Source organism: Pannonibacter sp. CBAS1226, assembly GCF_055685825.1.
In genome coordinates this window covers 125,452-137,245 of the sequence record NZ_JBVOUO010000008.1, presented here as the reverse complement: position 1 = coordinate 137,245, position 11,794 = coordinate 125,452, and the positions used below count along the sequence as shown (strand labels likewise).

Below are 11,794 nucleotides of genomic sequence, written 5' to 3'. Positions count from 1 at the left end.
TCAGAAAGGGAGCAATGCTCCGTCAGGCCGCAGCCGGAGGGGCGCGGGCATCAAAATCGCGCGGCAGTGCCAGTGCGGGCAGGGCAGGGGAAACTGCTGCCTGTGCCAGCCGTCCGGCCTGCGGAAGGTGCTCTGTGCCTGAGGGGGCAAGGCCAGCCGGATCAGACCCTTGCGGAGGCGGGGAGAGGTGACGGTCCGGCCCGGACTTGCGCCATTCCGCCGTGGCATTGCGCCAGGCGTCTCTGGCGCGCTGGGCCGCTTGCGCGGCCTGTCCGGCGCTGGCAAGTCCGGCCTCGGCCCTTTGCAGATCCGGCCGGGAGATTTGTCCCGGCAGGGCCGTCCATTGCAGGGCGGCCAGAAAAGCCAGCAGCAGCAATTTGAACAGGGCCGGTGCAAGGTGCGATGCACCTGCGGTCCTGTCTTCTGTGTCTTGTCTGCTGTGTGCCGGTGTCATGCCATGTCCGGGGTGCGCCGCCATCTCGGGCGCTCTACCCGGGCAATGTGGCCAACATAGGGGCTCATGCTGCCGTTTGCCAGCCATTGCGGCCGGAAAACCGGTATTTCGCCGGGGCCCTCACATGAAGACAGCCCCGCGCGGGGGCTGTCCTTGTCTTGCAGTGGTGGCGGTGGCTGTCAGCCGGCGCGGACGCGGCGGACGAAGCCTTCCACCTTGCCCTTCAGTTCCTCGGCCTGGCTGGAAATGCCGTTGGAGGCGCTGACCACATCGCGGGCGATGTGGCCGGTCAGTTCTGCGGCTTCGTTCACATCGGTGATGTTGCGGGACACTTCCACGGTGCCGGTCGCCGCTTCCTCGACATTGTGCAGGATTTCGGTGGTGGCCTTGTACTGCTCGTCGATGGAGCCGGAGATCATGCCGGCAATGTCGGAAATCTCGCCCACGACCGAGCGGATGCCCTGAATGGCGCCCACCACATTCGAGGTGCCCGACTGCACGTCGGAAACCAGCGAGGCGATTTCTTCCGTGGCCTTGGCGGTCTGGGCCGCAAGGTCCTTCACTTCCGTCGCCACCACGGCAAAGCCGCGTCCGGCCTCTCCGGCACGGGCTGCCTCGATGGTGGCATTGAGGGCGAGGAGGTTGGTCTGGGAGGCGATCTGGTTGATGAGGTTCACGATCTCACCAATCTTCTGGGCTGCCTGAGCCAGCCCCTCGGCCATGGACCCGGCCCGCGCTGCTTCGGTGTTGGCCTTGACGGTGATCTCGGCCGATACCTGCACCTGACGGCTGATCTCGCGGGTCGAGTTCGACATTTCCTCGGTCGCTGCGGCTACGGTGCGGACGTTGGCAGAAGCCTGTTCGGACGCTGCGGCCACGGCTCCGGCGCGGCTGGAGGTACGCTCGGCCTGGGTGCCCATCTGCCCGGCATTGCGCTCCAGATTGAGGGCAGCTTCTGCCAGCGCCTGGGCCACGCCCATGACATCGGCTTCAAAGCCGGAGGCAAGCGCATCGAGCTCCTGGCGCCGCATCGCTTCTGCCCGGGCCTTCATCTCTTCCTTTTCCTGCTCCGCGCTGCGGATCTGGATGGCATTGTCGCGGAAGATGGTCACGGCCTTGGCCATTTCGCCGATCTCGTCCTCACGCCCGGAGCTGGGGATCGGAATGTCGAGGTTGCCATGGGCAATCTGGCTCATGGCGCCGGTCATGGCACTCATCGGGCGGATGACCTTGGCCGCAATGATCCAGAAGGCAGCCGCTGCGGTCAGCAGCACGAAGGCCATCAGGGCCAGCGTCGAGTAAAGGCTGCTGGCAGCATCCGCCCGCAGGATTTCGATGCGCTGCAGGGCTGCTTCGAAGGCAGCGTCGCGGACAGCCAGAACGGCGGGCCACAGGGCGACACCGCGCTGGCGGTAGGCGTTGCCATCAATCTTGAACTCACCCGTGGCAAAGCCCGGCTGCACATCCACCTTCAGGGCGGCGAAGGCATCCACATAGTTGGCCTTGGCGCCGGCAATGGCCGCCTTCACGGCCGGATTGGCACCGGGCTTGTCTGCCTCCTTGACAATCTCGCTCCAGATCTGGCGGACTTCGCCATCAAGGCGGGTAAAGGTCTCAAGCTGCTCGGGCGTGAGCGCCTGGCCGCTGACGACGAAGCCCTGCATCATGCCGGCCTGACGGCCACCGGTATCACGCAGCTGCCAGACGGTGCGGGCCAGCTTGCTGTAGTTGAGCGCAACGCCATCGACTTCGGCAAGGATCTCCATCTCGCGGTCGATGGTGTCCAGCACCGACTTGTTCATGTTCGCCGAGGCTGCGAAAGTCTCCTGCGAGGCCTTGCGGCGCTGCTCCAGCGGAGCGGAGAACACCAGCCGGTCATTGGCTGCGCGCATCTGGAGCCAGTCTGCCTGGCTCTTCTTCACGATGTCTGCGGCGGCGGCACTTGCGGGCTCAAGCGCGGCAAGCTCTGCCGCTGCGTCCAAGGCCTTGGTGAAGGCAACATCCGTCGGCTGGCGGCTCTTGGCAACGTCGGCCTCACGCGAGCGTTCGGCCGCGTTTTCGGAATCCAGAAGAAGAGTGATCAGGCCCCGCTCCGCGTTCGCATTTGCGGGAATGTCAGACAGGGCCTGCATCGTCTTAACGCGCGCACTTGCAAGGCTATATTTCTGAAGCCTCGAGTTCGATTCAATACTTATCCATCCTGTGATCAGGCATGCCGTTGCGGCAAGTGTTCCGACAACGGCTCTAAGGATAAATGACAATCTCATGTGACTGAGTTCCTGATTTCAACCTAACTATACTAGAGGTAAGTGCGTGTTAATTTTTTATTATTTGACGTTACGGCAAATTTGTACGGCGCGGTATTTTTCTTATGAAAATTATTTCGTTTGGTGAAATTATATTGCGTCGCAGCAGGGCGACTTTTGGCGAATTTATCCGGTGCCGCTGAGGCCTTATCGTGCTGGGATGGATGACGGCCGACAGGCCGGGTGGAGGGTGTCCGCATGAGTGATGACAAGACGATGGGCGAGGGCGGCCGGAAGCGGGATGAGCCCTGGATCTTCCGCACCTATGCGGGCCATTCCACGGCGGCCGATTCCAACAGGCTCTACCGGGCCAATCTGGCCAAGGGCCAGACCGGTCTTTCCATCGCCTTCGATCTGCCGACCCAGACGGGCTATGATCCCGATGACCTGCTGTCGCGGGGCGAGGTCGGCAAGGTGGGCGTGCCGGTGGCGCATCTGGGCGACATGCGCACCCTGTTTCAGGACATTCCGCTGGAGCGGATGAACACGTCCATGACGATCAACGCCACCGCCCCCTGGCTGCTGGCGCTCTATGTGGCTGCGGCAGATGAGCAGGGGGCAGACCGCAAGCGGCTGGCCGGCACCACCCAGAACGACATCATCAAGGAATATCTTTCGCGCGGCACTTACGTTTTCCCGCCTGCACCCTCGCTGCGGCTGACCACGGACGTGATCGCCTGGACCTACAGCGAGATGCCGAAGTGGAATCCGATGAATGTCTGCTCCTACCATCTGCAGGAGGCGGGGGCGACGCCGGTGCAGGAGCTGTCCTTCGCGCTGGCAACGGCCATCGCCATTCTGGATGGCATGAAGGCAAGCGGGGCCATTCCGGAAGCGGAGTTTCCGCAGGCGGTGGGCCGCATTTCCTTCTTCGTCAATGCCGGCATGCGCTTCATCACCGAGATGTGCAAGATGCGCGCCTTCACCGAGCTCTGGGACGAGATCTGCCGCGACCGCTATGGCATCGCCGATCCGCGCTACCGCCGCTTCCGCTACGGGGTGCAGGTCAACTCGCTGGGTCTGACCGAGCCGCAGCCGGAGAACAACGTCTACCGCATTCTGATCGAGATGCTGGCCGTGGTTCTGTCGAAGAATGCCCGCGCCCGCGCCGTGCAGCTTCCAGCCTGGAACGAGGCGCTGGGCCTGCCCCGGCCGTTCGATCAGCAATGGTCCCTGCGCATGCAGCAGATCCTCGCCTATGAGACGGACCTGCTCGACTATGACGATATTTTCGACGGCTCCTCCGTCATCACCGCAAGGGTGGAAGAGCTGAAGGCCGAAGCGCGGGCGGAACTGGCCCGGATCGATGCCATGGGCGGGGCCGTCGCTGCCGTCGAGACCAGTTACATGAAGCAGCAGCTGGTGGAGGCGAACAGCCGCCGCCTTGCAGGCATCGAGAGCGGCGAGCAGATCGTCGTCGGCGTCAACCGCTGGACCGAGAGCGAGCCTTCGCCGCTGGCGGCCGGGGAAGATGGCGGCATCCTGACCGTTTCTGCCCATGTGGAAGATGAAGCCATCGAGCGCATCAAGGCCTGGCGTTCCGCCCGTGACGGGGCCGCTGCGGAGGCGGCGATTGCCGGGCTCAAGGCGGCGGCGCGCGAAGGGCGCAACATCATGGAACCCTCGATTGCCGCAGCCAAGGCCGGGGTCACCACCGGTGAGTGGGGCGCAGCGCTGCGCGAGGTCTTCGGCGAGTACCGCGCCCCCACCGGCGTTGGCCGTGCCGCACGGGATGATGCAGGCGATGTGGCGGCGGTGCGCGAAAGCGTTGAAGCCGTCTCGCGCAAGCTGGGCCGCAGGCTGAAGTTCCTTGTCGGCAAGCCGGGGCTCGATGGCCATTCCAACGGCGCGGAGCAGATTGCCGTGCGTGCCCGCGACTGCGGCATGGAAGTGGTCTACGAGGGCATCCGCCTCACCCCGGCGCAGATCGTCAACGCGGCGCTGGAGGAGAGCGTGCATGTCATCGGCCTGTCGATCCTCTCCGGCTCCCATCTGGCGCTGGTGCGCGACGTGCTGGAACGGCTCCGGGCGGCAGGCATTGCCGATATTCCCGTCGTTGTTGGCGGCATCATTCCGGATGAGGACGCCCGGACGCTGAAGGCCATGGGCGTTGCTGCGGTCTACACCCCGAAGGACTTCCAGCTCACCGGCATCATGGCCGATGTGGTGCGCATTGCCGGCGAGCAGGGAGAGCGGGCGGCCTGAAAGCGGCTATACCCCGAACATCAGCCCGCAGCCGAAGACGACCAGTGCGGCGCCGATCCAGGCGCCAGGGGCCGGCATTTCGCCGGTGCGCCACCACAGGAGCGGCAGCTGCAGGGCTGGCGTCGTGGCGGACAGGGTGGAGATGATGCCCACCTTGCCGCCGGACAGCGCGAACAGCACCAGGGTCATGCCGACACCCATGCCGATGAAGCCGGACAGAGCCGTCCAGCCGGCAATCCTGAGCGTGAGCGGGTTCGCCGGTTTCAGATAGGAAAAGGGCAGGGCGCCGAGGCAGACAAGGCCGAGCGCGGCGATGCCGATGCGCACGGCCGAGGCCACGACCGGATCAACGCCCGTTTCCATCACCGGACGGGCAATGAGCGAGCCGATGGACTGGGACAGTGCAGCGGCCAGCCCCAGCAGAAGGCCGATCCACACGGGCCCCTTGATGCTCTCCCATGTGTGCAGCTGCGACCGGCGCTTGCCGAAGGCGATGGACAGCATCACCCCGGCGAAGCAGATGACGACACCGGCCAGCACCTGTCCGCTCAGCGCTTCGCCCAGCACCAGCCAGCCGAGTACCGCAGACATGGGGGCGTTCAGCGAGAACAGCATGGCGGTGCGGCGCGGACCCATGCGGTTGAGCGTCAGGAACAGGGCCGTATCGCCGATGAAGATGCCGATGAGGCCGGAGAGCACCAGCGCGCCCATGTGCTCATAGCCGAGCGAGCTCCATCCGGGGCCAATAGTCACCGCAGCAGCCAGCATGGCAAAGACCATCAGCATGCGCAGCCGGTTGAAGGCAATTGCACCCAGATGGGAGGACGGGGTGGCGGAGATGATGCCGCCATAGGCCCAGAGGGCCGCCGCCGCGAGTGCGGCGATTTCATAGATGGGCATGATGGTGGGGGTCAGGCCGGTTGGGCCGCTCCTGCTGGGCCGTTCCAGGCCGCGTCGAAGAAGGATTTCTCCAGTGCGCACATGTGCACAAACCGCTCCGTGGCCCGGTTTCTCTCGGTTTCCGTGAGGCGGGCGGCGGTCCGGTCCATCTCATCGCGCAGGAACGAGACGAAGCCTTCGAAGCCGGGACCGGCGTGCAGATCAATCCATTCGGCCAGCCAGAAATCGGCCGGGCGCGGCTTTCGGGCCTCGCGTTCGCCCCAGGTCAGATAGACCCATTCGGCGCAGAGCAGGCACGCAAGCCCTTCCTCGTAGCTCGCCTCGGCGGCCTCCAGCAGCAGGCTGGCGAAGGCACGTGTGACGGGGCCCTGTGCGGCCTCAAGATAGATCTCCGGCGCCACATCGAGCGCTGCAAAGGAGCGGATGAAATAGTCGTTCTCGTTGGAGGTCAGCAGCGCCAGAAATGCCGCGAACGGGCGCTTTGCCGCCATGTCCGGGGCCTTGGCCACCAGATAGCCGATCACGGAGGCCAGATCCGTGATGAACGTATAGTCCTCGATGAGATAGCGGACATAGGCGTCCCGGGGCATGGTGCCGCTGCCGATGGCATGGGTGAAGGGATGTTCGGTGGCAGCGGTCCAGTTCGCTCCGGCGGCCTGCACCAGCTGGTCCGAAAAGCGCGTGGCGGCATGGCCTCTAGCGGCTGCGCCCAAGATGCCCGTCATCTGTTTCCTCCATGGCCGCAGGCTGCCTGTCCGGCGCGCGGCGTTCTGTTCTGGCGGGCATGTTAAAGCTGAAAAGCCCCGGAGGTTCAATCCGGGGCTTTTGCTGACGGGATCTGTTCAGTGCAGAAGGATCAGGCGGCCTGCTTCTTCGGCTTGATCAGGCCGCGGTTCACCAGAACCTCGGCGATCTGCACGGCGTTGAGGGCTGCACCCTTGCGCAGGTTGTCGGCCACAACCCAGATGTTGAGGCCGTTTTCCACCGTGGCATCTTCGCGGATGCGCGAGATGTAGGTGGCGTCTTCACCGGCGGTCTCGTAAGGCGTGATGTAGCCGCCGTCCTCGCGCTTGTCGATGACGAGGCAGCCCGGCGCCTCGCGCAGGATGTCGCGTGCTTCATCGGCCGAAATCGGCTTCTCGAACTCGATGTTGACGCTTTCCGAGTGGCTGATGAACACCGGAACGCGCACGGCGGTGCAGGTGACCTTGATCTTCGGATCGAGGATCTTCTTGGTCTCGGCCAGAACCTTCCACTCTTCCTTCGTGTAGCCGTCTTCCATGAACACGTCGATGTGCGGGATGACGTTGAAGGCGATGCGCTTGGTGAACTTCTGGTTTTCGACCGGATCATTCACGAAGATGGCGCGGGTCTGGTTGAACAGCTCTTCCATCGCCTCCTTGCCGGCGCCCGAAACGGACTGGTAAGTGGAGATGACGACGCGCTTGATGGTGGCCGCGTCATGCAGCGGCTTCAGCGCCACGACGAGCTGCGCGGTGGAGCAGTTCGGGTTGGCGATGATGTTCTTCTTGGAAAAGCCTGCAACTGCGTCGGCATTCACTTCCGGCACGATCAGCGGCACGTCCGCGTCGTAGCGCCAGGCGGACGAGTTGTCGATGACGACGCAGCCCTGCGCGCCGACCTTCGGAGCCCATTCCTTGGCAACGCTGCCACCGGCGGACATCAGGCAGATGTCGGTGTCGGAGAAATCATAGTTTTCCAGCGCCTGCACCTTCAGCGTCTTGTCGCCGAAGGAGACTTCGGTGCCCTGCGACCGGCGCGAGGCCAGCGGCACGACTTCAGCTGCCGGGAAGCCGCGCTCGGCCAGAATGTCCAGCATTTCGCGGCCCACATTGCCCGTGGCACCAACAATGGCGATCTTGTAGCCCATGAATTCCTCTCTCATCCGTCTCCCCGCTTGCCCGGCGGGCCCGCACACGCGGCACCTGCCCGGCTCTCCGGCGCCCGCCCATCCCGGGGGAGCGCGGGACGAGAGGCACCGTCAAACGGTGGTTTTAGCGGTGGTTTTAGTGAGTTTGGTCGCGGTGGTCATAAGACGAGCGGCAGCAGCGCTGGCCGGAGCCATCGCCTCAATGCCCATGTCTGCGGCAGCAAGCCGGAACATCATCGTCTCAATCCACACTTTCTAACGGCAGGACCGGCCACGCTTTTGGCGGGAATTGCGGCAGTTGTCAATGTTTGATTGGCTGGAGGCCGCTCCACCTCAGGGGTGGAGCGGTGCCGGCCGGTTGCGCCCCAGGGTGGGGACGGCGATGATGAAGGCGCAGGCTGCACAGGTGGCGATGGCGCCCACCATGGGCAGCACGCTTCCGTCGAAGAACGGGCTGGCCAGCACCAGCATCAGGGCACCCGCCAGCATCTGCAGCGTGCCGCCGAGGGAGGAGGCAAGGCCTGCGTTCTCGCCATGATCGTCCAGCGCCATCACCATGGTGGGCGCAATGACGAGGCCAAGGCAGGCATTGCCGAGGAACAGCAGCACCATCACCACGGGAAGGGCATCAAAGCCGAAGGCCACCAGCGTCACCAGCACCCCGTTGCACAGGGCAAAGCCGGTGACGGCCAGAAAGGCGACGCGCGCCATGCCATGCTTGCGCCCGAGCCCGGCCGCGAGCTGCGACGTGCCGAAAAAGCCGATGGCATTCAGCGCGAAGGCAAGGCTGAAGCCCACCGGGCTCATGCCATAGTGGCCGGTGTAGACAAACGAGGCCGCGCCGATGAAGACGAAGAAGCTCGCCATGCCGAAACCGCCCGTCATCGTCAGCCCGAGGAAGCGGGCATCGCGCATCAGGTCAAGGCAGCCTCTGAGAATGGCTTTCGGCCGCAGCGGCACGCGCCGCTCCGGCGGCAGGGTTTCGGGCAGCTGCCAGGCGGTGAGGGCCATGGCCAGTGCTGCGGCAAGGCCCAGGGCCACGAACAGGAAGCGCCAGCTCCCCACCGCAATGATGGCCGAGCCGGTGAGCGGTGCCAGCATCGGCGAGATGCTGATCACCAGCATCACCAGCGCCATCAATCGAGTAGCTTCTGTGCCGGTGTGCATGTCGCGCACGATGGCGCGCGGAATGACCATGGCAGCCGCAGCACCCAGGGCCTGGACGAAGCGGCCAAAGACCAGCCAGTTGATATCAGGGGCCATTGCGCAGATGGCGGATCCGGCGATGAACACGGCAAGGCCCGCATAGATCGGCGGCTTGCGCCCCAGCCAGTCCGCCATCGGGCCGAAGATCAGCTGGGCAAGGCCAAAGGCGAGGAAATAGGCGGTGAAGGTCATCTGCGCAGCGCTGGCCGTCGTGCCAAGGCTTGCCGTGATCTGCGGCAGGGCAGGCAGATAGAGATCGACCGCAAAGGGGCCGACGCAGGAAAGCAGGCCAAGCACAAGGGCAAGGCGCGAGAAGGCGCTTGTCATCCTGGGTATCCGCGAAAGGAGAGCGTGAAAATGGCTGGCCGTACTCAAGTGGCCAGCCGGCGGACGTTGGGCCATCCGCATGTGAGCCTGAGTAAAGACCCGGCGGGGGCATCTGTCCAGAATTTATGTGATGTGCCGCCGCTCAAGCGCTTCAGGCTGTTGCGCAATTGCCGCAGTCCAAGGCCCTGCGTCACGAAAGCTTCACGCTTCTGTCACCGCGGCTTCGCCGGCGTTGCCTAGCGTGTCCCGTCTTTTCATCAAACGTCCCGTTTCGGGGAGGCATCATGATTTCTCTGCGCAGCCAGCTTCTGGCTGGTTTTTCCGTTCTGGCCGCTGTCTCACAGGCATCTGCTGCCGACACCTATTTCACCCGCATCGCCACCATGCCGGTCTACAAGACGCTTGGCGAAGGCATTGATCCGGCGACGCAGACCTCGGCCGAGATCATCGCCGTGACGAAGGATGGCCAGACGCTGGTCTTTTCCGACAGCCCCGGTGAGGCCGTGGTCTTCGTTGACATTGCCAATCCGGCCGAGCCGAAACCGGCGGGCCGCATCGCCATGGGCGGTGAGCCCACGTCGGTAACGGCAGCGCAGAAGTTCATCCTCGCCGGTGTCAACACCAGCCCGAACTACACCGAGCCGTCGGGCCATCTGGCGGTGATCAGCCTTGCGGACCAGTCCATCGCCGCCACCTGCGACGTGAAGGGCCAGCCGGATTCGGTCGCCATTTCGCCGGACGGCAAGTTCCTGGCCGTTGCCATCGAGAACGAGCGCGATGAAGAGCTGAATGAAGGCAAGCTGCCGCAGATGCCCGCCGGCCATGTCGCCATCTTCGATCTGGATGCCGATGGCATGCCCGTCAATTGCGAGGCGGCCCGCATCGTTGACGTGACCGGTCTTGCCGAAATCGCGCCGGAAGATCCGGAGCCGGAATTCGTCTCGATCAACGAAGACAACGTCGCGGTCCTGACGCTGCAGGAAAACAACCATCTGGCCCTCATCGATCTGGCCTCTGGCACGGTGACGGCACATTTCTCCGCAGGCACCGCCAGCGCGGAAGCTGTTCCGGTCGCCAAGGGCGCCAGCTCCGACGCCTCGGGCAACACCGAGAACGTCAAGCGCGAGCCCGATGCCGTGGCCTGGCTCGACAATGACCGCTTCATCACCGCCAACGAAGGCGACTATGAAGGCGGCTCGCGCGGCTTCACCATCTGGAACACCAAGGGTGACGTGCTCTACGACAGCGGCAACAAGCTCGAGCACATTGCCATGATGACCGGCCACTATCCGGCCAAGCGCGCGTCCAAGAAGGGCACGGAGCCGGAAGGCGTCGCCATTGGCGAGTTTGGCGGCCAGAAGCTGATCTTCGTGAACTCCGAGCGCGCCAACATGGTGTCGGTGTTCAAGGACACGGGCGGTGAGCCTCAGCTCCTGCAGATGCTGCCCACCCATGTGGCCCCGGAAGGCGTTCTGGTCATCCCGTCCCGCAATCTCTTCGTTGTCGCCAATGAGGCCGACAAGCCGAAGGACGGTCTGCGCTCGCAGGTCGGCATCTATGAATTTGGTGCAGACAAGCCGGCCTATCCGGTGCTGACCTCCGCCTTTGATCCGGAGACCCGTGCTCCGATCGGCTGGGGTGCGCTCTCCGGTCTTGCGGCTGACAAGACTGACCCGAACAAGCTCTATGCGGTTTCGGACAGCTTCTATGATCAGGCCCGGATCTACACGCTCGATCTGTCGATGAGCCCGGTGGAGATCACGTCCTATGTGAACATCACCGGCGGCTCGCCGAAGAAGTTCGACATGGAAGGTATTTCGCTGGCTAAGGATGGTGGTTTCTGGCTTGTCAGCGAAGGCAACCCGGAGAAGGAAGGCGTGCCGCATCTCCTGGTCAAGGCCGATGCCAACGGCAAGGTGACGGAAGAAATCAGCCTGCCGGAAGCTCTTGTTGCCCAGTCCAAGCGTTTCGGTTTTGAAGGCGTTGCCGAGTTCGAGCGCGGCGGCAAGACGCTGGTCGTGACCGCGATCCAGCGCGAGTGGGGCGATGATGCCAAGGGCCTCGTCAAGCTCGGCATCTATAACCCGGCGGACAAGTCCTGGGGCTTCGTCCACTATCCGCTCGACGCTCCGAAGAGCTCTGCCGGCGGCTGGGTTGGCCTGTCCGAAATCACCCATCTGGGCGGGGAGCGCTTCGCCGTGCTGGAGCGTGACAATCAGGGCGGCGAATTGGCTGCCATCAAGCAGATCACCGTGATCGATCTTGCCGGCATCGAGCCGGTTGCCCTCGGTGGCACCCTGCCGGTGGTGGAAAAGACCGTGAAGCTGGATCTGATCCCGGCGCTGGCCTCGTCCAAGGGCTGGCTGCTCGACAAGCCGGAAGGCTTCACCGTCACCGCCGACGGCCGGATGATCCTCGTCACCGACAACGACGGCGTCGACGACGCTCCGGGCGAGACGCAGATCTTCACCCTCGGTTCGGTGGACAAGCTGAACTGATCTGTTC

At 64.1% G+C, this 11,794-nt stretch carries 9 protein-coding genes; 2 read left to right on the top strand and 7 right to left on the bottom strand.

The window, feature by feature from the left end:
* Positions 1-22: 22 nt before the first annotated feature.
* Both AC0CMF_RS20145 and AC0CMF_RS20140 read right to left on the bottom strand, forming a co-directional pair.
* Positions 23-454, bottom strand: coding sequence for a hypothetical protein (locus AC0CMF_RS20145; RefSeq protein ID WP_374629128.1), 432 nt, complete (start codon positions 452-454; stop codon positions 23-25).
* Positions 455-633: 179 nt separating this feature from the next.
* A complete protein-coding gene (locus tag AC0CMF_RS20140; protein WP_164477638.1) occupies positions 634-2,586 on the bottom strand; it encodes a methyl-accepting chemotaxis protein in 1,953 nt (650 codons plus the stop codon).
* A 372-nt stretch (positions 2,587-2,958) separates the two neighbouring features.
* Here AC0CMF_RS20140 and AC0CMF_RS20135 point away from each other — a divergent pair, with 372 nt between their 5' ends.
* Positions 2,959-4,965 carry a methylmalonyl-CoA mutase family protein gene (locus AC0CMF_RS20135; protein ID WP_374629130.1) on the top strand — a complete coding sequence of 669 codons (2,007 nt, stop codon included), beginning with the start codon at positions 2,959-2,961 and terminating at the stop codon, positions 4,963-4,965.
* 6 nt (positions 4,966-4,971) lie between these two features.
* Here the strand turns inward: AC0CMF_RS20135 and AC0CMF_RS20130 are convergent, their stop codons facing one another.
* The 5 genes from AC0CMF_RS20130 to AC0CMF_RS20110 all read right to left on the bottom strand — a co-directional run bounded on the left by AC0CMF_RS20130 (position 4,972) and on the right by AC0CMF_RS20110 (position 9,289).
* Positions 4,972-5,865, bottom strand: a complete 894-nt coding sequence (locus AC0CMF_RS20130) for a DMT family transporter (RefSeq protein ID WP_058898585.1) — start codon at positions 5,863-5,865, stop codon at positions 4,972-4,974.
* A gap of 11 nt (positions 5,866-5,876) precedes the next feature.
* On the bottom strand, positions 5,877-6,590 hold the full coding sequence (locus AC0CMF_RS20125; RefSeq protein WP_374629131.1) for a TenA family protein: 714 nt from the start codon (positions 6,588-6,590) through the stop codon (positions 5,877-5,879).
* A gap of 131 nt (positions 6,591-6,721) precedes the next feature.
* Positions 6,722-7,756, bottom strand: a complete 1,035-nt coding sequence (locus AC0CMF_RS20120; RefSeq protein ID WP_050473931.1) for an aspartate-semialdehyde dehydrogenase — start codon at positions 7,754-7,756, stop codon at positions 6,722-6,724.
* Between the two features lie 111 nt (positions 7,757-7,867).
* The gene (locus AC0CMF_RS20115; RefSeq protein WP_256387607.1) at positions 7,868-7,993 is read right to left on the bottom strand and encodes a hypothetical protein; all 126 of its coding nucleotides are present in this window, start codon (positions 7,991-7,993) and stop codon (positions 7,868-7,870) included.
* 96 nt (positions 7,994-8,089) lie between these two features.
* A complete protein-coding gene (locus tag AC0CMF_RS20110; RefSeq protein WP_374629132.1) occupies positions 8,090-9,289 on the bottom strand; it encodes a multidrug effflux MFS transporter in 1,200 nt (399 codons plus the stop codon).
* 284 nt (positions 9,290-9,573) lie between these two features.
* Here AC0CMF_RS20110 and AC0CMF_RS20105 point away from each other — a divergent pair, with 284 nt between their 5' ends.
* Entirely contained in the window at positions 9,574-11,787 is a 2,214-nt protein-coding gene (locus AC0CMF_RS20105) for an esterase-like activity of phytase family protein (RefSeq protein WP_058898588.1), read from the top strand.
* Positions 11,788-11,794: the final 7 nt, after the last annotated feature.